The sequence below is a fragment of the Desulfonatronum parangueonense genome (genome assembly GCF_054656975.1).
Genome location: NZ_BAAHXH010000003.1, coordinates 4,709,953 through 4,730,173, shown reverse-complemented (window position 1 = coordinate 4,730,173; position 20,221 = coordinate 4,709,953). Strand labels below are relative to the sequence as shown.

General features: G+C 57.0%; 21 protein-coding genes and 1 tRNA gene. 16 read left to right on the top strand and 6 right to left on the bottom strand.

Features of this window, described 5'->3' with window-relative positions; genetic code table 11:
* Window positions 1-17 precede the first annotated feature (17 nt).
* Together ACYQ15_RS21235 and ACYQ15_RS21230 are read right to left on the bottom strand one after the other, a co-directional pair.
* The gene (locus ACYQ15_RS21235) at window positions 18-281 is read right to left on the bottom strand and encodes a FitA-like ribbon-helix-helix domain-containing protein (RefSeq protein WP_459939463.1); all 264 of its coding nucleotides are present in this window, start codon (window positions 279-281) and stop codon (window positions 18-20) included.
* Window positions 282-699: 418 nt separating this feature from the next.
* Complete coding sequence (locus tag ACYQ15_RS21230) at window positions 700-1,263, bottom strand: arylesterase (protein ID WP_459939462.1); 564 nt, start codon at window positions 1,261-1,263, stop codon at window positions 700-702.
* 485 nt (window positions 1,264-1,748) lie between these two features.
* On the opposite strand from ACYQ15_RS21230, the gene metK reads away from it, so the two are divergent.
* The gene (gene metK, locus ACYQ15_RS21225) at window positions 1,749-2,903 is read left to right on the top strand and encodes a methionine adenosyltransferase (RefSeq protein WP_459939461.1); all 1,155 of its coding nucleotides are present in this window, start codon (window positions 1,749-1,751) and stop codon (window positions 2,901-2,903) included.
* Window positions 2,904-3,402: 499 nt separating this feature from the next.
* Here metK and ACYQ15_RS21220 read toward each other — a convergent pair.
* Window positions 3,403-3,479 (bottom strand) — tRNA-Arg (locus tag ACYQ15_RS21220).
* A gap of 102 nt (window positions 3,480-3,581) precedes the next feature.
* Here ACYQ15_RS21220 and ACYQ15_RS21215 point away from each other — a divergent pair.
* Together ACYQ15_RS21215 and ACYQ15_RS21210 are read left to right on the top strand one after the other, a co-directional pair.
* On the top strand, window positions 3,582-4,949 hold the full coding sequence (locus ACYQ15_RS21215) for a UbiD family decarboxylase (protein ID WP_459939460.1): 1,368 nt from the start codon (window positions 3,582-3,584) through the stop codon (window positions 4,947-4,949).
* A gap of 3 nt (window positions 4,950-4,952) precedes the next feature.
* Window positions 4,953-5,588, top strand: a complete 636-nt coding sequence (locus ACYQ15_RS21210; protein ID WP_459939459.1) for a UbiX family flavin prenyltransferase — start codon at window positions 4,953-4,955, stop codon at window positions 5,586-5,588.
* Window positions 5,589-5,855: 267 nt separating this feature from the next.
* Here ACYQ15_RS21210 and ACYQ15_RS21205 read toward each other — a convergent pair whose 3' ends face one another.
* Together ACYQ15_RS21205 and ACYQ15_RS21200 are read right to left on the bottom strand one after the other, a co-directional pair.
* Window positions 5,856-6,266 carry a hypothetical protein gene (locus tag ACYQ15_RS21205; RefSeq protein WP_459939458.1) on the bottom strand — a complete coding sequence of 137 codons (411 nt, stop codon included), beginning with the start codon at window positions 6,264-6,266 and terminating at the stop codon, window positions 5,856-5,858.
* A 401-nt stretch (window positions 6,267-6,667) separates the two neighbouring features.
* Window positions 6,668-7,048, bottom strand: a complete 381-nt coding sequence (locus ACYQ15_RS21200) for a hypothetical protein (protein WP_459939457.1) — start codon at window positions 7,046-7,048, stop codon at window positions 6,668-6,670.
* A 719-nt stretch (window positions 7,049-7,767) separates the two neighbouring features.
* On the opposite strand from ACYQ15_RS21200, the gene ACYQ15_RS21195 reads away from it, so the two are divergent.
* Complete coding sequence (locus ACYQ15_RS21195) at window positions 7,768-8,499, top strand: metal-dependent hydrolase (RefSeq protein WP_459939456.1); 732 nt, start codon at window positions 7,768-7,770, stop codon at window positions 8,497-8,499.
* Window positions 8,500-8,510: 11 nt separating this feature from the next.
* On the opposite strand, the gene uvrC is transcribed toward ACYQ15_RS21195, so the two are convergent.
* Window positions 8,511-10,370, bottom strand: coding sequence for an excinuclease ABC subunit UvrC (gene uvrC, locus ACYQ15_RS21190; RefSeq protein ID WP_459939455.1), 1,860 nt, complete (start codon window positions 10,368-10,370; stop codon window positions 8,511-8,513).
* Between the two features lie 537 nt (window positions 10,371-10,907).
* Between uvrC and ACYQ15_RS21185 the strand changes: the two genes are divergently transcribed.
* The 12 genes from ACYQ15_RS21185 (at window position 10,908) to hisD (ending at window position 20,079) form a co-directional block, all read left to right on the top strand.
* Window positions 10,908-11,483, top strand: coding sequence for a Na+/H+ antiporter subunit E (locus ACYQ15_RS21185; RefSeq protein WP_459939454.1), 576 nt, complete (start codon window positions 10,908-10,910; stop codon window positions 11,481-11,483).
* A complete protein-coding gene (locus tag ACYQ15_RS21180) occupies window positions 11,484-11,756 on the top strand; it encodes an MrpF/PhaF family protein (protein WP_459939453.1) in 273 nt (90 codons plus the stop codon).
* Window positions 11,753-12,073: a monovalent cation/H(+) antiporter subunit G gene (gene mnhG / locus ACYQ15_RS21175; RefSeq protein WP_459939452.1), complete on the top strand. Its 321-nt coding sequence runs from the start codon at window positions 11,753-11,755 to the stop codon at window positions 12,071-12,073. Before ACYQ15_RS21180 ends, mnhG begins: the two co-directional genes overlap by 4 nt.
* 12 nt (window positions 12,074-12,085) lie before the next feature.
* Complete coding sequence (locus ACYQ15_RS21170; RefSeq protein WP_459939451.1) at window positions 12,086-12,322, top strand: hydrogenase subunit MbhD domain-containing protein; 237 nt, start codon at window positions 12,086-12,088, stop codon at window positions 12,320-12,322.
* The gene (gene mbhE, locus ACYQ15_RS21165) at window positions 12,319-12,621 is read left to right on the top strand and encodes a hydrogen gas-evolving membrane-bound hydrogenase subunit E (protein WP_459939450.1); all 303 of its coding nucleotides are present in this window, start codon (window positions 12,319-12,321) and stop codon (window positions 12,619-12,621) included. Before ACYQ15_RS21170 ends, mbhE begins: the two co-directional genes overlap by 4 nt.
* Window positions 12,618-13,088, top strand: coding sequence for an MnhB domain-containing protein (locus ACYQ15_RS21160; RefSeq protein ID WP_459939449.1), 471 nt, complete (start codon window positions 12,618-12,620; stop codon window positions 13,086-13,088). Before mbhE ends, ACYQ15_RS21160 begins: the two co-directional genes overlap by 4 nt.
* 2 nt (window positions 13,089-13,090) lie before the next feature.
* Window positions 13,091-13,459, top strand: a complete 369-nt coding sequence (locus ACYQ15_RS21155; RefSeq protein ID WP_459939448.1) for a cation:proton antiporter subunit C — start codon at window positions 13,091-13,093, stop codon at window positions 13,457-13,459.
* Window positions 13,456-14,955 (top strand): complex I subunit 5 family protein, encoded by a 1,500-nt coding sequence (locus ACYQ15_RS21150; RefSeq protein ID WP_459939447.1) that lies wholly within the window; start codon window positions 13,456-13,458, stop codon window positions 14,953-14,955. Before ACYQ15_RS21155 ends, ACYQ15_RS21150 begins: the two co-directional genes overlap by 4 nt.
* 12 nt (window positions 14,956-14,967) lie before the next feature.
* Window positions 14,968-16,503: a monovalent cation/H+ antiporter subunit D family protein gene (locus ACYQ15_RS21145; RefSeq protein ID WP_459939446.1), complete on the top strand. Its 1,536-nt coding sequence runs from the start codon at window positions 14,968-14,970 to the stop codon at window positions 16,501-16,503.
* On the top strand, window positions 16,500-16,742 hold the full coding sequence (locus tag ACYQ15_RS21140) for a hypothetical protein (RefSeq protein WP_459939445.1): 243 nt from the start codon (window positions 16,500-16,502) through the stop codon (window positions 16,740-16,742). Before ACYQ15_RS21145 ends, ACYQ15_RS21140 begins: the two co-directional genes overlap by 4 nt.
* Window positions 16,732-18,453, top strand: coding sequence for a Na(+)/H(+) antiporter subunit D (locus tag ACYQ15_RS21135; protein ID WP_459939444.1), 1,722 nt, complete (start codon window positions 16,732-16,734; stop codon window positions 18,451-18,453). The genes ACYQ15_RS21140 and ACYQ15_RS21135 overlap by 11 nt, the downstream gene beginning before the upstream one ends.
* A gap of 318 nt (window positions 18,454-18,771) precedes the next feature.
* Complete coding sequence (gene hisD / locus ACYQ15_RS21130; RefSeq protein WP_459939443.1) at window positions 18,772-20,079, top strand: histidinol dehydrogenase; 1,308 nt, start codon at window positions 18,772-18,774, stop codon at window positions 20,077-20,079.
* The last annotated feature ends 142 nt before the right edge of the window (window positions 20,080-20,221 follow it).

Sequence of the window (20,221 nt, the reverse complement as noted above, 5' to 3'; positions counted from 1 at the left end):
TTCCTAAAAGGTCGTAATTAGCAGGACCATTCAGGCTGGTCCTTGAGGAAGTTCGGCGGATGCCTGGAAAGCGAGCGTTCAGCCTTGGTCAGTTCGATGCCTCCAAGCGAGGCAAAACGATCCGCGACCCTTGACCCCAGCCCCGGGATATCGGAAGCGCGGCAGGCCTGCCGAAGTATTCTTCGCGCCTCCTCTTCCATCGAGCACCCATGACGGGCCGCTTTGAGGCACAGTATCTGTTTGATTTCCTCTTCAAGATTGCGGATGGTGAGCGTAGCCATGACATCCCCTCCTGAGATTATCGACGGTTGATTGACAGCAATGCAGTCATTGCATGCGTGCATGATTGACTGGTCAATCGCATGCGTACCTATTCAGGTATGCTACTGCTGTTGCCGCGTTGATATCGGAGTCGGTGTCGGTATGGGGGGCGGTATCGAAGCAAAGCCATGTGAAGACTCCTCAACGTTTTGAAACGAACGCGACCTTGATTCCGACCGCGACCCCGATCGTCGGAGGCAGATGGCAAGGCAAAACGTGTGGCAGTCAATCGCATAAACCAAAAGCAAGGCCGGCCTCAGTCGGGTGGCCATGCAGAAAATAATGCGTCGCATGGACATGCAACCGCTGAACTTCCGCAACTCCGAGCGCCGCCCGCAATATATCAGCAAGCCATTCTGGTTGCGTTCCAGTTGACCATCACAGCCGAACAAGAATTTTGTCGAGCAGCAAATGCACTGCGGGAAGGATATTGTCGACGATCACATCCACCCCGGCTACATTGGGGTGGATGCCATCCGGAAGGGTCAGTTCCGGGTTGCCGGGAATACCAGGAATGAAGTCCGGCAGGAGAGGCACCTGCTTTGTTCTGGACAGTTCCTGATAGATGTCGTGAAATCGCGTGTTGTACTCCTGATCCGGATCCTGCAGGGAAAGCACGCCGGTCAAGAGAACTTCGGCTCCCATCGCCCTGCATTTGTCAATGATCATTTCCAGATTGTCCATGACCTCGTCCTCGGGCAATCGTTGATAGATGTCGTTGGCACCGAATTCAACGATCACCAGATCCGGATTGTGCTCAAGGAGCGGATCAAGCCGGTTCAAACCGTCATCTGCCGTATCTCCGGACACACCGCCATTGATCACCACCACGTCCCTGCCTTCACCTCTGAGGGCACGCTCCAATCTGGATGCGAACGAGTCCTCCGGCCGCAGGCCGTACCCGGCGGTCAGACTGTCTCCCAGCGCCAATATCGTAATCATTGTCTCTCCTGTTGTTTGCATCAGATCATCTGGCCTATGCCGTCTTGTTGTCTTAATATCATCATCATTTTAGGACTTATGATCAGATTTTGTTTTCAAACGCAAGCATGGAAGAAAAATTGTGAAAGAGCGATGTTCGAGTGATGCCTCATTCCATTGATGAAAGAACCAAACAGGAATTCTTTGTCGATTACAATGATCAGGCGGAACATTTTTTTCTTGACAGTTTAAAACATCGGAGTATGTTTCTCTCAGCGCCGATTTGATTCAGCTTGCGGGCGCGTAATAAATTCAGCTAAATCGAGATCCAATCCCGCTTTGGCTTCAAGCTGAGCGGTTTTTTTTGTTCAAATTTTTGTACGTCGCCGATTTAATTCACAACTTGCAGGGCGACATAAAAGTGCTGCTAAAGCGTTGGCCCGCCGAACTCGCTCCCAGTGGTCGCCAACCGCCGCCATTCACCAGGAGCGAAGAAGGTGCGTCCCATGTCTTCCGTTTCTTCATCTCAATCCTACCTGTTTACTTCGGAATCCGTTTCCGAAGGTCATCCGGACAAGCTGGCCGACCTGATTTCCGACCGCGTCCTGGACGCATTCCTGGACAAGGACCCCAATGCGCGGGTTGCCTGCGAAACCATGCTCGCGGATCAATGCGTCGTTGTGGCCGGAGAATTCAAGACAAAGCGAAAAGAAGATTTCCAGGCTGTCCAGGAAACAGCCGAAACCCTGGTGCGCCAGCTGCTTCGAGATGTCGGATACCAAAGCTCGGAAACCGGCATCGACCCGGATGGTTGCGAAATCCAGATCCGGTTCAACGGCCAGTCTGGCGACATCAACCAGGGAGTGGATCGCTCCGATGGAATCCTTGGAGCCGGCGACCAGGGCTTGATGTTCGGCTATGCCTGCAACGAGACCCCGGAACTCATGCCCGCGGCAATCACCTACGCCCACAGACTGGTCCAGCGACAGGCTGAGCTCCGAAAAAACGGAACACTTCCCTGGCTCCAGCCCGACGCCAAGTCGCAGGTCACTTTCCGCTACGACAACGGCCGGCCGACTCAAGTCGAGGCCGTGGTCCTTTCCACCCAGCACGACCAGGACATCGAACTTGACGAACTGCGCGAAGAAGTCCGGATACACATCATCGACCCCGTCATTCCTCAAGAAATCCGTTCTCCGAGCTTCCGCACCCTGATCAACCCCACCGGCCGCTTCGTCACCGGCGGCCCCAAGGGCGACACCGGGCTGACCGGCCGCAAGATCATCGTCGACACCTACGGCGGCGCAGCGCCCCACGGCGGCGGCGCCTTCTCCGGCAAGGACCCGAGCAAAGTGGACCGCTCCGCGGCCTACATGGCCCGGCTCCTGGCGAAAACCGTCGTCTCCCGAGGCTGGGCGGACCGCTGCCTGGTGCAGCTCTCCTACGCCATCGGCGTGGCCGAACCGGTCAGTTTTCTTGTCGATACTTTCGGAACAGGCAATGGACGGGATTTCGCATCCGAACTCTCCTCCGAGTTCGACTTGCGCCCCCGCGGAATTATCGAACGGCTTGATCTATTGCGCCCCATCTACTTCCCCACGGCGTCATACGGCCATTTCGGAAGGGAAAATCTGAGCCTGCCTTGGGAAAAAGCGTCCTGACCCTGACAGCATAACGCGAAAGCGATACTTCTTGATTCCGCTCAATCCGCGCTGCCAAACGCGATTCTTCGAGTTGACGAAGCCTCCAGTGACAACCCTGGAGGCTTTTTTTCTATCGCGAATCGCCTTCTTCTGTCCTCCCCCGCAGAGCATGGCGAAGACACCTCCACTTGTTTTGAATCGTGGGATGCGTGAATACAAATAACCAAGCCGTTCACTTCGTTGAGGTGGGCAGCCATTTTTTTTATGGCCCAACAAGACCCAAAGTCTTGGCCTGTTACGCAAAGCAGATGGAAGCAAATTAATTACACGGGGATCGTTTCAAGGCCTTATACCTGGATTGGCATAGGTGGTTAACATCCCAGAAACGGAAACAATGGATTAGATTGTGCCCCAGAGATAATAGGTCGCTTTTAGTCGTAGAGGTCGGAATAATGGTTGGAATGAAACAGGGCAAGAAAAAAGGGTTACGATTTTCATCGTAACCCCTTGATTTTCTTGGTGGGCAATGCAGGATTCGAACCTGCGGCCTTTGGCTCCGGAGGCCAACGCTCTATCCAACTGAGCTAATTGCCCTTGGTTGAAGAGGAGATATGTACGTCCTGAAAGGTTTATTTGTCAAGGACAAGTCCAAAGCCAGAAGCTGGATTATTTGTGGAAATTGCTTAGTATTGCGCCATGGACCTGCAAGATTTCCTGGAGGTGTTAGCGCAAGGCGACCAGCTGCTGACAATCGATGATGATACTGACCCTTATCTCGAGATTTCCGCTCTTTCCGCTCTCGCGGTTCGCGACCATGGCCAGGCCCTGCTGTTCACCAATCCGCGCAACAGCCGACATCCAATCCTGACCAACGCCTTTGCATCCGAACAACGACTTGCCCTGGCACTAGGGCATGACAGCCTGCACGCGTTCGGAGTCGCCGCGGATCACTTTCTGCGGCGGGCAAAAGAAAATTTTTCCGGGCAGCTCCCCACCGTTGACCATCCATCCTGCCAAGAGCAGGTGCATGCAAACCGTGATGTCGGGTTTCATCATCTGCCCATGATGACCTTCTGGCCCGGCGACGTCGGCCCGTGCCTGACAGCGGCCGTGGTGACGACCCGGCATCCGGAAACAGGGCGGCAAAATTACGGCATCTACCGGATGCAGGTTATCGATCCGTCCACGGCCACCCTGGGGTGGCATCCCGGTAGCGGCGCCGCGGAGCATTTTTCCGTAGCTTCTGCGCGCGGGGAGTCTCTGGAGGTTGCCGCCGCGGTCGGCGTTCCTCCCGCAGTGCTGTTGGCGGCGGCTCTGCCCCTGCCAAGGGAGGTTGATGAACTATGCTTCGCCTCCGACGTTTGTGACCCAAATCTTCGGCTGGCCCAATGCCATACCGTTGACCTTCACGTTCCTGCAACGAGCCAGTTCGTTCTTGAAGGCCATGCCCTCCCGCAACCGCGAGCCATGGAGGGCCCCTTCGGGAACCACACCGGAATGCAAACCGCTCCCCGGAGCTGTCCTGTTTTCAAGCTGCAGGCAATCACGCACCGCATGGATCCAGTCTTTCAGAGCATCATCGCGGGTCCGCCCCCTTCGGAGAGCACCTGGACGGCCAAGGTTTACGAGACCATGCTGCGGGTTCGGCTGCAATCCACCTTTCCCGAGATCCTGGACATCCACCTACCCCTGGAAGGCATTTTTCAGAATCTGCTGTTTGTGCAAATCCGGGCCGAATGCAAAAACGCCCTGGAAATGCTGGGTGCCCTGCTGGATCAGCCTGGATTGCAGCGGTTCCGCTTCCTGATCGCGGTTGACGAAGCCGTTGATGTCCGCAACACTTCCCAGATCCTGTGGAGGCTGGGCAACTGCCTCGATCCGGACGAGGACATGATCACCGTGGAAGGCCCCCTTGCTCCCTGGCATCGATCCGCATCGCCGGGATTCGGTCAGAAGCTCGTTATCGATGCCCGCCGAAAGCCTTCCCAGGAACTGATCCCTGCGCATCCGGATCCATCATTTCCCCAACGAATCGCCAAGCTTTGGAAAAAGGTTCAAAGGTAATCAATGTCCACGCCACGTCCGAAACGTATCGTCCTCGCCGTGACCGGCGGCAGCGGCATGGCCTATGCCGAGACTCTGGCCGGGTATCTGCAAAATTTCTGCGAACTGCACCTGATCGTTTCCCAGGCCGGATGGCTGGTCTGGAACCAGGAACTGGGCCTGCCCCAGGAGAGTCTGCTGCACAAGGCGCATAGCAGCTATGCACAGGACGATCTCGCCGCGCCCCCCGCCAGCGGTTCCTGGCAGCACCTGGGCATGGTGGTCTGCCCCTGCTCCATGGCCAGCCTGGCGGCCATAGCAAACGGCTTGGGCAGCAACCTGATCCACAGGGCCGCGGACGTCACCTTGAAGGAACGGCGAAGCCTGGTCCTTGTAACCAGGGAAACTCCTCTCAGCGCCATCCACCTGGAAAACATGCTTGCCGCAACCCGAGCCGGCGCGGTGATCATGCCGGCCAGCCCCGGCTTTTATCATCGCCCCCGCACCCTGCAGGAACTCGTGGATCACATGGCAGGTCGAATCCTGGACGCACTCCGGATCGAACACAACCTGACCCCCAGATGGGGTGATCAACACAACGCCACTCCCCGGCCTTCTGGAGGTGGGACAGGGGCGTATCTCCAGGGACGATATGATTGAGAACCAGGGTTTTGGCTTTGCATTCCTCGGCGACCCGGCCCACGGCCTCGATATATCCATGAAGGCAATGGTCGCTCCGCTGCCCATGCCCGTGGCGATGGCTTTCCAGATCGTCTCACCTGCAGTGGTCACTGTATTGCCGTACTCCGCTGGAGCCTTCCAGGCAGCAGCCGTGAGCCCGGCTCCGGGAAAGAGTACAAAAAACGCGCCCTGGGTTGCCCATCGCACGGCGCTTTGCGCACGACGGCCAGAGCCACCCAAATTGTGTCACAATGGTAGGTTATGTTTTGTCTGGCGCGCTTCCAATTCAGACCGGCGAATGTTTGTCGGACGTTTTTTGAGTTCACGCAGCATCAACGGGTAGAGACGCAAAGCCCACTCCACCCGGGCTTCTTTGCACATGGGGGCTTCCGTAATTGACAGGAGGGCCGAGTCATACAGGTATGGACCAAATTGCGGTTGCTCCATGATCGGAGTTTTAAAACCGTACAGAATGGAATATTCGCTTGGGGGTTCCTGGTATTGCGGCAGAAACAAATCCATCAGCTGCAGAATGGACAAGCTGACAATGTGATTGCTTGTCAAATATTCTTCAATACGATTTTTGACTCGTTTTTCGAATCCAATGGCGTTGAGCAAAAGCGTTGCGGGGAGGTAGGTTGTATTCATTTTTATCATGTGATCATCCTTCGTGCCCCCGTCTTGAAATGATCTGCCCGTGTTGCCCCCGCACCGAGCTCCAGGCAGGCACTGCCGGGATTCACGGCAGGTTTGGCGATGTCGTGGAGACGACGGTGTCGTACCCCGAACGGAAAAGCAAGGAAAGCAACAGGAAGTTTGTCATCTTTCACTGTATTGGCCACGGACGTGGTAAGAATTATTTTCCAGCCCTGACAAGGCGGTCTAAAGGCAAGGGGCACGCAACCTAGGGCAGGCCGACCTTTGGCCGGCCGCCCCTGGGCTACCCTATGAATCCCCGTTGGGACATAAGCCGATGAAAAATGATCATGCTCAGGAGGACAGTCCTGTCGGTAGACGGGTCATCCGTCCGAAACGCATAGGGAGCACAATAATTCGCTTCAGGAGGTTGGTCCCCCGTGACAGGGCCAGCTGCAACTGTTGTCCTTTGTCAAACCCGGTTGCGGGCCGCCAACCTTCCAGTGCGGGCAGTCGAAATGCCGCGTGTCCCTCCTGAGGCAATCGTTTCTGACCATCACGCATGCATCGAGACAGTCCAGGTTCCCCGGAGGGCACAGGACCTCGCACTGGTTCCATTGCGCGTTGCAGGACTCCAGGATGCCCCTGAAGGTTTCGTTGCAGCAGTTGTTGCAGTCGATCAGGTCGGGGCAGCCGTGGACGCAGTCGATATAGGTGCCGGTTGCAGCGTGAAGGTTGGGGGTTGTCATAAACAACAGGGCCAGAGCCGCTACTCCAAAAACCTTTCTCCAGATTTTCCTCATGACGGTCCTCCTTCGTTGAATGATGATGTTTCCTTGATTAGGCACGATCCATGCCACGACAAAAAGTAATGTGATTCCAAAATTTTGCAAAAAATTGCCAACCACATCTCGCCGGGAGTTCTCGCCCATTTTGTTGGCACTGCCAAAATTCTTGGCTGACCAAGAGCTGCCTGGAAGCTGGTGGAGACGTGTTCGGAGCGGAAAGAAAAGAATGCCAAGGCGAGGCTTCGCTCCTGGCTGCTGATAGCAGAGCTGGATGGTCAGGGCAATCGGATAGGTGTTTTTTTCGACATGCGGGGAAGGAGAAGATTCGAACACTTCTACTCAAAGAATTGGGGACCGATGCCCTGAAGCTACCATGATCTGCACTCATTGTTGCCCGAAAGAGCTTCCTGGGGTGCGAAGTCCATTGAATATGATCTAATTGCCCTTTTCTGCCGGTCGCGAACAGTCCAATTGCCCTCGGCAGAAGTAGGGCAATGACCATTGACTTCCCCGCCGCGCATATCAACAAGGATCTTGCTCAGGTGCACTGGAAACGGTGGAATCATTACGAGAAAGACGTCTCATTGCGAAATTTCCAATTTTCGCATAAGAAATAACATCCTGCGATTGAACTCTTTGGTTTCCGCGCCTGTTTTTTGAACGAACTGCCGACGTAGGATATGTAAAAAACTCACCACCTTTTGACCTTCACCGACGCCAACAGGAGGCTGACTATGGAACATCGATTGATCTGGCATGGACATGCCGCTTTTCAGATTGTCACGCCGAGCTTGAGCGTGTTGATCGATCCCTGGTTCGAGGGCAACCCGTCCTCGCGAACCACCCATGACGCCCTGGACAAGGTGGATCTGGTGCTGGTCACCCATGATCACGGGGATCATGTGGGGCAGGCCGTGGAGATCTGCAAAAAAACCGGGGCGCATCTTTTGGGGATTGTGGAAACCGTGACCAAGCTGAAATCACTGGGGCTTCCCGAGGACCAGGCGGTCAACGGCGTCGGCATGAACATCGGCGGCACCGTGCGCTTTCACAACCTTCAGGCGACCATGATCCAGGCCCAACATTCCTCGGAAAGCGGGCTGGCCGTGGGTTATATTCTGAAGCTGGATGACGGGACCTGCCTCTACCATGCCGGGGATACCGGCATCTTTTCGACCATGGAAATCTACGGCCGGCTGTACTCCATCGATCTGGCCCTGCTGCCCATCGGCGGGGTGTTCACCATGGACCCCAGACAGGCGGCCATGGCCTGCGCCATGCTCCAATGCAAGGAAGTCGTGCCCATGCACTGGGGCTCGTTCCCGGTTTTGGAACAGAATAGCGACGCCTTTGCCGAGCAACTGGGCATTTATGCGCCTCAGGTCCGGTTGAACAGCATGAAACCGGGTCAGACCCTGATCATGGGCAAACAGAACCTGGATTTTGTGGCCAGGATTGAGGAGTAGATTGTACCGGCTTACGAGCCGTTCCCTTTTTCCCGCAATCCCCTGAACACCTTTCCGGCCTTGTCCGGCCCCAGGCCGGGCAAAGCCGCGAGTTCTTCAAGCGATGCCTTCCGCATCGCGTCGATATCCGGAAAATGATTCCAGAGTAATCGGGACGTTTTTGGTCCTATTCCCGGAATGCTCGTCAGACGGCTTTCCAGGGCCGGCTTCTTGCGGGATTGGCGTTGTCGGGTAATGGTGAACCGGTGCACGCTGTCCCGCAGGTGCTGCAGGAACAGCAGGGCCTTGCCGCCGGGTTTGAGTTGCAGGGGATTCTTTCGTCCCGGCCGGAAGACCCGGTCCTCCAATTCGCCCCCGCTCCGGCCGGCCTTGGCAATGGAGGCCACGGGCCAGGACGGCTCCACTCCGGCTTCGGTCAGGGCTCGCATGACTGCGCTGAGCTGGCCGCGCCCTCCGTCCACCAGCAGCAGGTCAGGCCAAGGCGGCCCCGCGGCCACGCGTCGTCCGGCCCAATGCGCCAGGGCGAGGTAGTCGTCATGCGTGCCCTCCAGCTCGGGAAATGCATGAATCCGGTACGCATCCTTGCGTGGATGACCGTCCTCGAAGACCACCATGCCCACCCGCACGCCCTGACCGCCCAGATGGGAAACATCCACGGCTTCAACCCTCCTGGCCCGCGCCGGAAGATGCAACTGTTCGGCCAACAGGGTTCCCATATCCGGCTCACGCTGTTTCATGGCCTCCAGGGCATTGGCCCGGGCCATTTCCACCAGCCGCTTTTCCGCGTCCCCCCGGGCCGGCGTCAGGCGAACCGCTGTTCCCCGCCGCTCGGTCAGAATCTCGGCCGTGGATTCTGAGTCCAGGGACGTCTGCAGAATGATCCGTCCCGGGATGTACTGTTCAGGACCATAAAACTGGACCAGGAAACTCTCCAGGGTTTCGGTCAGGATATCCGAATCTTCCTCGACAGCCCCGTTCACTTCCCCTGCCATGCCTTCCCGGACCTCATCGACTTCCACGGCCGGCCAGAAATAACTCTTGCTGTCCAGGAGACGCCCCTGGCGGATGAACAGCACGCTCAGTCCGGTGCCATGACTGTTCCGCACCAATCCGACCACATCCCGGTCCAGTTCATCGTGGAAAACCACGGCCTGCCGTTCCAGGGTCTGGTTGACTCCCTTGAGCAGGTCCCGGAACTCCGCGGCCTTTTCATACTCCAGGCGATCCGAATGCTCCTGCATCAGCTGCTTCAGACTTGCGATCAACTCCTTGGATTGCCCGCCAAGGAACATGCGCACCCGCCGGACCATGTCCGCGTAGGATTCCCTGGGAACATCCAGGACACACGGACCGAGGCACTGGCCGATGTGGTGGTACAGGCAGGGCCTGATCCGGTTGCGGAATACCGTGTCCTTGCATCTGCGCAGCCGGAACAGGTGGTGGACGGCCTTGAGGGTCTGCCGCGCCCCATGGGAGGAAATGAACGGCCCGAAGTACAGCGCGCCGTCCTTGAGCACTCTTCTGGTCAGGGTCAGGCGCGGAAAATCCGCCTTGGCGTCCAGCTTGAACAGGACATACTGCTTGTCGTCCCGCAGGCAGATGTTGTAGCGGGGACGATGCTTCTTGATCAGCCCTGCCTCCAGCAACAGGGCCTCTTTTTCGGTGTTCGTGCACAGGAAATCCACCGCGGCCGCCCTGGCCATCATGGCCCTGGTCTTCAGGGGAAGCTGCTTCGGAGGCCGGAAATAGGATCCCAGGCGTTTGCGGATGTTCTTGGCCTTGCCCACATAGATGATCCGCTGCTTGCCGTCCTTGAAAAGATAGACCCCCGGAGTTTCGGGATAGGCGTTTGAAACAAATAGCAACGGCATGATATTCTTCAGAGATATTTGTTATGCCACGGACGCACGGGAAGTTTTGGCCATGACGAAACATATTGAAACAATGCGCAAATCATGACGAACATACTGTAATTTTTTTGTAACTACTCAGCACTTTCAGGATAGGGCTGGAGTGTTCCGGATTGTCTCGATTTTTCGGCATCGCCTGTTTGACTGAGCCAGGATTCGTTCATCGAACCATTGCCCAATGCCCAAAGCGCCAGATGAGGTTTATTCGAGCAATGGCTCGATGTTACGAAGCCGGCAAAGGAGTTGCGATGCCGAAAAATCGAGACAATCCGGAACGCAGCTGAATAGTAACATTTTTTTCAGGCAAATCAGACAAGTCCGGGATAAAAACACCTTGTTATCTATATCACAAGCAACCCTGAAACAAGGCTGTTTCCAGAAAAAAAATCTTGACAGGACAAATAAATCCACATATTAGCGTCCCAGCTTGTTCCAAAATGTGCAAAGTTTCCTTTTCAACATACAACCGAGTCCTTTTGGTTCGGAGATTGGAATACAATGCAAGCAAAAACCTCTTGGTTCCGATATCGCGGGTTGGTCATTCAGGCCCTGCTGCTCACGGCGGTGTGGCTGATCCTCAGCGGCAGGACCGATCCCCTCTACCTGTTTTGGGGATTCCTTTCCATAGTCTTTGTAATGTGGCTGTCCAGCAGGCTGCACAACATCCCTCTTGCCGACAACGAAACGTGCGGATCGACCCGGATCATTATTCCCAGACTGATCCTCTACCTTTTTTGGCTGGTCTGGCAAATCATCAAATCCGGGGTCTACGTAGCCTACGTGGTTCTGCATCCCAAAATGCCCATCGAGCCGATGATCGTGCGCTTCACGTCCAGGCAACCCAACGTCATCGCGCGGGTCATCCTCGGCAACTCCATTACCCTGACTCCGGGCACCTTCACCCTGGACATCGAGGACAATCTGTTCACGGTTCACGCCCTGACCCGGGACACCGAGGAAGACCTGGTCACCGGCGATATGGAAGCCCGGGTCGCCCGGCTGTACATGCAGGAGTGCGAGCGCGAGGACATGTGCTGCGATATTGAACTGATCACTTCCGGACGGGGGAGATAGATGCAGACCTTTTTCATCACCATCGCCTTGATACTGTGCATTGCCCTGCTGATCCCGTTCTACCGGGTCTACAAGGGGCCGACGGTGTTCGACCGTCTGTTGGGCACCACCGCGGTCGGCGCCAAGATCCTGACCTTGATCCTGCTCTTCGGCCTGATTTACGACCGTCTGGACATGTTCATCGACATCTCGCTGGGATACGCCATTTTGAACTTTGTCGGCGTGATCGCCATGGCCAAGTATTTTCGTTCCAGCACGAGGGCAGCGAAATGAGCTTTCTTCAGGATGCACTGGCCGTGATTCTCGTTCTGGGCGGGACGTTTTTCATGCTCGTGGGCAGCATCGGCATCAACCGCCTGCCGGACTTTTACACCCGTGCCCATGCCGCGGGAAAAGTGGACACGTTGGGCATTTTGATGTTTTTGACCGGCCTGGCCGTTTTTGAGGGATTCACCCTTACCGCGGCCAAGCTGCTGCTGATCATTGTCTTCGTGGCCTTCACCAGCCCGGTGGCGACCCATGCCCTGGCTCGCCGCGCGCTACTTTACGGCATGAAACCCTGGTACGGTAACCGCAAGGACCAAGGCTGAACCATGCATTGGATGATTGAATTTCTCCTTTTCGTGATCCTGATTGTTGCCGCGGTTGTCGGCCTGTCGGTTCGCAACCTGCTGGCCGCGGCGGTCATCCTGACCATCTTCAGTTTTCTCACCGCGGCGATCATGGTTTCCCTCGGGGCCATCGACGTGGCCTTTACCGAGGCCGTGGTCGGCGCCGGCGCCGTGGGCGTATTCAGCATTGTCGCCATCCTCATGACATCAAGGAAGAGTCGAGATTGAAAACACTACAATATTTCATCCTTCTGGCCTTTCTGGGTGTATTAATCGTTGCGGTCACGAGCCTGCCCCCCCGGGGCGACGTCACCGCACCGGTTCACCAGCACGTCAACCCCGCGGGCACTCCGGTGGCCGGAACCTACTTCATCCAGCACGCCTATGAGGACACCAGGACACCGAACATGGTCACGGTCATCCTCGCCGACTACCGGGCCTTCGATACCTTGGGCGAGGTCATCGTGGTCTTTGCCGGCGGCCTTGCCTGCTTTTTCATCCTGAACGTCGGGAGAAGAAAGCCATGAGCACCAGCAACAAGCAATTGTGCAGCAAGGAAACAGCAATGATGGCGCGCACGGAAAGCCCCATCATCCATTTGGCCAGCCGCGGCATATCTCCGGTCATTTTGTTGATCGGCCTGTACGTCTTTTTTCATGGTCACTACAGTCCCGGCGGCGGCTTTCAGGGCGGCGTGCTCCTGGCCGCGGCCATCCTGCTGCTGCGTCTGAGCCTGGGGTCCTCCCTGTCCCAGCCGGTCATGCCGTCCTGGGTCACCCTGCGGCTCAGCGCCCTGGGGGCGCTGATCTTCGCGGGAATCGGCCTGGTGTCCATCTTCTTCGGCGGCAACTTCCTGGACTATCATTACCTGCCCATGCCGTGGCTTGATCCGGCCTACCTGCGCTACTACGGCATCCTGCTGGTCGAGGTGGGCGTAACCATAACCGTCATGACAACGCTGGTCGCGATCTACGACGACCTGCTGGGATGTTGAGCATGCTCGAATTCATCCAAGGCTATTACGCCTACATCTTTCTGGCCACGGCTTTCACCATCGGCCTCTACGGAATGATGGTCAAACAGAACCTCATGAAAAAAGTCCTGGGCATGTCCATTGTCGCGGCCACCACGATCATGTTCTGGATCGTGGGCGCGTACAAGGAAGGCGCGGGCGTCACGGTTCTGGATCCTCGCTATGGCGTGGAAAACCCGGAGATGTACCTCAATCCGCTGCCGCATACCCTGATGCTCACGGCCATCGTCGTGGCCGTGGTCACCCTGGGCGTGGCCCTGGCCCTGCTCATCGGCATTTACCGGGAGTACAAGACTCTTGACGAACCGACTCTCCTGGAGCGGATGAAATGATCAGCTCTCAAGCTCCCATCCTCATCCCGATGACCTTTCTGTTCGCGGCGATGCTCATCCCTCTGGTGGGCGCCGTGAACCGTGCGGCCGCGCACATGACCGCGGTTTTGGGATCGGCCCTGGCCTTGTACTTCTCCGTGATCGGCATGCAGGCCACCCTGGCCCAGGGTCGGATCAGCTATCATATCGCCGGCTGGATGCCGCCCATCGGGATCGAGTTCGTTCTGGATCCGCTCTCCGCCTTCATTTGCGCCCTGCTCTGCGGCATCACCTTCATCGTGATGGTTTTCGGCAAACGCAGCGTGGAGTACGAAATCCCGCAGAAAGAGATCGCCTTTTACAGTCTGTCCATGCTCCTTCTTGGCGGCCTGGCGGGCATGGTCCTGACCGGCGACCTCTTCAACCTCTATGTCTACCTGGAAATCGCCGCCCTGGCCGGTTACGCCCTGGTCGCCATCGGCGATAAACGGGCCGTAGTATCGGCTTTCCGCTACCTGGTCATGGGCACTGTGGGTGCGACCTTCTATCTCCTGGGCGTGGCCCTGATTTTCATCAGCACCGGCACCCTGAACATGGCGGACATCGCCCAACTGATGCCCCTGGTTCAGGATTCACCGGCAGTGATCGTCGGCCTGGTGCTCATCGTTCTGGGCACGGGTCTGAAGATGGCCCTGTTCCCGATGCATGCCTGGCTGCCTGACGCATACACCCATGCCTCCACCACGGCCACGGCCCTGATCGCCCCCATCGGCACGAAGGTTTCGGCGTATGTGTTGTTCCGGGTCCTGTTCTTCGTGGTCGACCCGGACAACCTGCGTACCGAAATGTTGAATCTCCTGCAGATCATCGGGTACCTGGGCGCGGCGGGCATCATCTGGGGCTCGATCATGGCCATCTGCCAGTCGGAACTGAAGCGGATGCTGGCCTACAGCAGCGTGGCCCAGGTCGGCTACATCGCCGTGGGCATCTCTCTCGCCTCGCCCCTGGGATTCATCGGCGCGATTCTCCACGCCCTGAACCATGCCGTAATGAAATGCTGTCTCTTTTTCATCAGCGGCCACATGCGCCTGCGCCTCGGGCACAGCCTCATCCCCCAGATGACCAACAGCCTGCGCAAATCCATGCCCTGGACCTCCGCGGCCTTCACCCTGGCCGCCATCTCCATGATCGGCCTGCCGCCCACTGCCGGCTTCTTCGGAAAGTGGTATCTGGCCCTGGGCGCCATCGAGCAGTCCCACTGGATTTTCCTCACGGCCCTGCTGGTCAGTACGGTGCTCAACGTGGCCTACTTCTTCCGGGTCATGGAACGCATGTACCTGAAACCTCAAGAACCTGAAGGTGTTGACTACAGCACGCACGTCATTGCCCGCAATGAGGCGCCTGCATCCATGCTCATCCCAACAATCATTCTGGCCGTCGGACTCCTGGTACTTGGCTTTGCCAACGCCTGGATTGTCACAAATCTCATCGTGCCCATGATCCCCGGCTGGCTGTAAGGGAATTCCGCAATGTACGATATCGTCACCTATACATCCTCGGTTCCCTTTTTGGCGGTGCTGGTTTCCCTGGCTGCTGTCCCACTGATCTACGCCAGCTCAAACCGACCGAACATGCGGGAGTTTTGGACTCTGGCCGCGGCCTTCATCAAGTTTCCGCTGGTTCTGTCCCTGCTGCCGGGCGTCATGTCCGGGCATGTAGCGGAATTCACCATTGTCCAGATATCCTCGAGCCCGGACCTCGCCCTCAAACTGAGGGCCGACGCAGTCGGCATGCTCTTCGCCGTGGTCGCCTCGGGCTTGTGGATTTTGACCTCGTTCTACTCCATCGGCTACATGCGCGGGGCCAATGAGAAAAAACAGACCCGTTACTTCGCCAGCTTCGCGGTCTGCCTTTCGGCCACCATCGGCATCGCTTTTTCGGCCAACCTGCTCACGTTCCTGATCTTCTACGAAATTCTCTCCCTGGCCACCTATCCTCTTGTCATCCACAAGGAAAACCAGGAGGCCATGCGTTCCGGGCGACAGTACCTGCTCTACGCCATGTCGGCCGGCGTGGTGCTCATCGCAGCCATCGGGATCACCTACTTCATCGCCGGCACCCTGGATTTCAATCCCGGAGGAATTTTCGGCGGGATCGTTCTGGACCCCATGCTGATCAAGGTTTTATTCATCCTGTTCATTGCCGGGGTTGGAGTGAAGGCCGGGATCATGCCGCTGCAAAGTTGGCTTCCAGCGGCCATGGTCGCCCCGACTCCGGTTTCGGCTCTGCTGCACGCCGTAGCCGTGGTCAAGGCCGGCGTGTTCGGCGTCATCCGTGTCGTGGGGTTTATCTTCGGCCCTGAAGTCATGCACGAGTTCAGCCTGAACCTGATACTGGCCACCTTTTCCGGAGCCACGGTCATCCTGGCCTCCCTGATCGCCCTGAACCAGGACGACCTGAAACGCCGCTTGGCCTACTCCACGGTTGGACACCTGTCCTACATCGTCCTTGGCGTCGCCTTGCTCACTCCCGAGGGCTTCACCGGCGGTCTGCTGCACCTCTCGAACCACGCCACGACGAAAATCTGCCTCTTTTTCTGTGCCGGAGCCATATACGTCAATCTGCACAAGACGAAAATTTCCCAGCTTGACGGCATTGGCAGAGTCATGCCCTGGACAATGGGAGCGTTCACCGTCGGCGCCATGGGACTGGCGGGAGTTCCGCCCATAAACGCCTTTGTCAGCAAATGGTTCCTCTGTCAGGGAGCCATGGCCGCCGAGCAGACCATTATTCTGGGCATCTTCCTGCTCAGCGGCCTGCTCAACGCCGCCTACTTCTTCCCCATCGTTCAACGGGCCTTTTTCCGCCCCGGCGGCAAGGACCTGGAAAAACACGGTGAAGCCTCGCCCTTCATGGTCGTGCCCATATGCATTGTGGCCACTTTGTCCATTCTGTTGGGCCTGCAACCCAATCTGTTCCTCAACCTGTACGACTTGGCGGCGGGCATCTCACAAAGCGTGTTCCACATGCCGTCAACACTGCTTGCCTCAGGAGTCTGGCCATGAAGAGATGGCACTGGATGGTAATCATTGTTCTGACATTGCTGACCCTTGTCGGGCAATACCTTGAACACAATTATTGGTGGGAAGCGATTCCCGGCTTCTTTGCCGTCTACGGTTTTGTCGGAAGCCTGATTCTCATGTTCGGAGCCAAGTTTCTTGCAAAGAAGTTTATTTCCAAGAAACCCGATTATTATGATGAAAGCATCACGAAAGAACAGGATGTAAACACAAATGCCCATTGAACTGCCTCCGGTTCTCGTCATGTGGCTGGGGCTGCTCATCTTGCCGCTCCTGCCAAAAAATTTCCGGCCCGCCGCTTTCCTGGCTTTTCCGTTTGCCGCCCTGATTCTCGTGCTCACGATTCCCCTGGGAACCGTGGTCACCATGCCTTTCGCCACCTATGAACTGGTGGTACTTGAGGTTACCCAGATCAGTCGCGTCTTTGGAATCATCTTTGCGCTGATCGCTTTTCTGTGCGGCGTCTATGCGCTGCACATGCGCGATACCGGTCAACAGGCAGCGGCACTGCTCTATTCCGGCGGCGCTCTCGGCGTGACCTTCTGCGGCGACTTTTTCACTTTGCTCGTCTGCTGGGAAGTCATGGCCGCCGGTTCCACGTACCTGATCTGGGCCCGCCGGACTGATTCCGCGCAACGAGCCGGAATGCGCTACCTGCTCTACCACCTCTTGGGAGGCAGCTTTCTGCTGGCCGGTATCGTCATCCACGCCCAGACAACGGGTTCGCTGCTTCTGACGACCTTCGCGCCAGGCGAATCCTTCGCTTCATGGCTGATCCTGATCGGCGTCCTGATCAATGCCGCGGTCGTGCCGTTGCATGCCTGGCTCCCGGACAGTTATCCCAAGGCAACCATTACCGGCTCCGTCATTCTCAGCGCTTTCACCACCAAGACCGCCGTCTATGTCCTGGCAGTCCTATTTCCCGGCTGGCCTCTTCTCATTACCCTGGGTGTTGCCATGGCCCTGTACGGCGTGTCCTACGCGTTCCTGGCCAACGATATCCGGGAAATTCTCTCCTACCACATCATCAGCCAGGTGGGATTCATGGTGGCTGCCGTGGGCATCGGGACGGAGCTGGCCATCAACGGCGCGGCTGCCTTCGCCTTCAGCAACATCCTCTACAAGTCGCTGATGTTCATGGGCGCAGGTGCCGTGCTCTACGCCACCGGAACCAGCAAGCTCAGCGAACTCGGGGCCTTGGCTTCCCGGATGCGCTGGGTGCTGATATTTTACATGATCGGAGCGCTGTCCATCTCCGGTGCGCCGCTGTTCATGGGCTTCGTGACCAAGACCATCATCATCACGTCCGCTGGTGAAAGCTATTACTACGTCGCGAAATTCCTGCTGATTCTGGCCTCCGTTGGCACCTTCCTCTCTGTGGGCATCAAGCTGCCCTACTATACGTGGTACCACGAGGAGAAAGTGCACCATAAGGAACTCAAGCCGGTACCCACGGGCATGATGGCCGCCATGGCCGCAACGTCCCTGCTCTGCATCGTTTACGGAATCTTCCCCGGACTGCTGTACCAGGAGCTTCCGTACGACATGATCTTCAAGCCTTTCACATTCCCCTTGCTGGTGGAATCAACCCAGATCCTGATCTTCACCTTTCTCGGTTTCTGGTACGTGCGCCACAAGATGACGCCGAAGGATTTGATCTCCCTTGACGTGGACTGGTTCTACCGCAAGGCCGCCCCGTACTTTCGGCGTATCTTCATCGGCTGGGTCAACGTATTCTTCGATACCAGCGAACGACTTGGGTTCCGGTTCGCCGATTTTGTTTCCCACCTTTCTTCAGATCCCGTCCAGGTGCTGCGGACCTTCCGCACTCCCCTGCGTGATTTTGACCCCGACGTCGATCGACCACCCCTCAGCACCCCGATCATGGTCACGCTCCTGCTGACGGTTCTTGTCGCGACCTGGTCGTTATGGTGAAGATGATTGCACCATCAACCATGGATTGACCTTCACAAACGGGCTTCGTAAAAGAAGCCCGTTTGTTTTTGTTATTCTTTCCGTAACTACTCAGCTCATCCGAGAAAAATCGGACTGGATACCGGCCTTCGCCGGTATGACTCAACTGGAAAAGACATGGTATGATACGTCATTCCGGTGAAAGCCGGAATCCAGCTCCGGCAAGTGACCACAAAGTATGTGCTGAATAAGTTGCTTCTTTCCACTCAGCTCATCATAATTTGTTAATCTCATACATTTTCTGAACCATCAGAGGAAGCATTGTTTAAGGAGTACATCTTGCCTTGCCGTGAATTGAAATACTCGTCCAAATCAGATTGGAAAGCACTGAACGACCGGCTCAAAGGTCGCTGGAGCACGGATATTGCCATGGAGCAGCGCGTCCGCGACATTCTGGACCAGGTCCGGGATCAGGGCGACGCGGTCCTGGTTGATTATACCCGGCGCTTTGACTGCCCGGATTTCCAGAAGGAGCTGATATCCATACCCAAGGACGACTTGTCCAGAGCCCTCGGGTCAATCCCTGCAACAGACAAAGCCATCCTGGAAACCACCATTCAGAACGTCCGTGAGTTTCATGAACAGCAAAAACAGCGTTCCTGGTTTCAGACCCGGCCCGACGGAACCATCCTCGGCCAGATGGTTCGTCCCGTGGAGCGAGTCGGGCTCTACGTGCCCGGTGGACAGGGAGGAACCACTCCGCTGATCTCCAGCATGATCATGAACGCCGTTCCGGCCCAGGTTGCCGGAGTAGACGCCGTGGCCGTTGTATCCCCGCCCCGGGCCGACGGCACTCTGGACGACTACCTGCTGGCCACGGCCGCGTTGCTGAACATTTCAGAGATCTATCGCCTTGGCAGTGCCTGGGCCATTGCCGCTCTCGCTCATGGAACCGAAACCGTGCCGCCGGTGGACGTCATTGCCGGTCCCGGCAACATCTACGTCACCACGGCCAAGCGCCTGCTGGTCGGGCAGGTGGGCATCGACATGATCGCCGGCCCCAGCGAAATCGCGATTCTGGCCGATGATACGGCGAACCCCGAATGGCTTGCCGCGGACATGCTGTCCCAGGCCGAACACGATCCCCTGGCCGCTTCCATTCTGGTCAGCACCAGTTCCGGATTGCTGGAACGGGTCAGAAATGCTTTGGAAAACCAGTTGGCAAAGCTGCCGCGCGCGGAAACAGCCAGACAATCCCTGGGAGACTGGGGCGCCCTGATCGAGACGTCCAGCATGGAACTCGGAGCCGAGCTCGTCAACCTGCTGGCTCCCGAGCACTTGGAACTCTGCGTTGCCGACCCCTGGCAACTGCTTGGACGCATTCGCAATGCCGGGGCCATCTTCATGGGCCATCATTGCCCGGAACCCGTGGGCGACTACTTTGCCGGCCCCAATCACGTTCTGCCGACCCTGGGCACGGCGAGATTCGCCTCCGGCCTCTCCGTGGACAACTTCATCAAGAAATCGAACATCATCGCCACGTCCTGCGAATACATCGCCGCTCACGGCAAGGACATCGCCCGCCTGGCGCAACTGGAAGGCCTCGACGCCCACGCTCGCTCCGTTCTGGAAAGGATGGAGCGCTGACCGGCGGATCACGACACATAATCGTCGATTCCCGCCTGATGAAGAGACTTCCGAATTGCGGGCATTTACGTTATAGCTCCGACTCAAGCAGGAGACCTGTCCTTGGATTCTCAACATGAACCGTAACGACTCAGCACATACG

Coding starts and splice junctions, on each gene's coding strand:
- metK (WP_459939461.1), top strand. CDS start 1,749: ATGTCTTCCGTTTCTTCATCTCAATCCTACCTGTTTACTTCGGAATCC.
- ACYQ15_RS21150 (WP_459939447.1), top strand. CDS start 13,456: ATGATCAGCTCTCAAGCTCCCATCCTCATCCCGATGACCTTTCTGTTC.
- ACYQ15_RS21205 (WP_459939458.1), bottom strand. CDS start 6,266: ATGATAAAAATGAATACAACCTACCTCCCCGCAACGCTTTTGCTCAAC.
- ACYQ15_RS21145 (WP_459939446.1), top strand. CDS start 14,968: ATGTACGATATCGTCACCTATACATCCTCGGTTCCCTTTTTGGCGGTG.
- uvrC (WP_459939455.1), bottom strand. CDS start 10,370: ATGCCGTTGCTATTTGTTTCAAACGCCTATCCCGAAACTCCGGGGGTC.
- ACYQ15_RS21195 (WP_459939456.1), top strand. CDS start 7,768: ATGGAACATCGATTGATCTGGCATGGACATGCCGCTTTTCAGATTGTC.
- ACYQ15_RS21235 (WP_459939463.1), bottom strand. CDS start 281: ATGGCTACGCTCACCATCCGCAATCTTGAAGAGGAAATCAAACAGATA.
- ACYQ15_RS21185 (WP_459939454.1), top strand. CDS start 10,908: ATGCAAGCAAAAACCTCTTGGTTCCGATATCGCGGGTTGGTCATTCAG.
- ACYQ15_RS21180 (WP_459939453.1), top strand. CDS start 11,484: ATGCAGACCTTTTTCATCACCATCGCCTTGATACTGTGCATTGCCCTG.
- ACYQ15_RS21155 (WP_459939448.1), top strand. CDS start 13,091: ATGCTCGAATTCATCCAAGGCTATTACGCCTACATCTTTCTGGCCACG.
- ACYQ15_RS21210 (WP_459939459.1), top strand. CDS start 4,953: ATGTCCACGCCACGTCCGAAACGTATCGTCCTCGCCGTGACCGGCGGC.
- ACYQ15_RS21160 (WP_459939449.1), top strand. CDS start 12,618: ATGAGCACCAGCAACAAGCAATTGTGCAGCAAGGAAACAGCAATGATG.
- ACYQ15_RS21140 (WP_459939445.1), top strand. CDS start 16,500: ATGAAGAGATGGCACTGGATGGTAATCATTGTTCTGACATTGCTGACC.
- mnhG (WP_459939452.1), top strand. CDS start 11,753: ATGAGCTTTCTTCAGGATGCACTGGCCGTGATTCTCGTTCTGGGCGGG.
- ACYQ15_RS21200 (WP_459939457.1), bottom strand. CDS start 7,048: ATGAGGAAAATCTGGAGAAAGGTTTTTGGAGTAGCGGCTCTGGCCCTG.
- ACYQ15_RS21215 (WP_459939460.1), top strand. CDS start 3,582: ATGGACCTGCAAGATTTCCTGGAGGTGTTAGCGCAAGGCGACCAGCTG.
- ACYQ15_RS21170 (WP_459939451.1), top strand. CDS start 12,086: ATGATTGAATTTCTCCTTTTCGTGATCCTGATTGTTGCCGCGGTTGTC.
- ACYQ15_RS21230 (WP_459939462.1), bottom strand. CDS start 1,263: ATGATTACGATATTGGCGCTGGGAGACAGTCTGACCGCCGGGTACGGC.
- ACYQ15_RS21135 (WP_459939444.1), top strand. CDS start 16,732: ATGCCCATTGAACTGCCTCCGGTTCTCGTCATGTGGCTGGGGCTGCTC.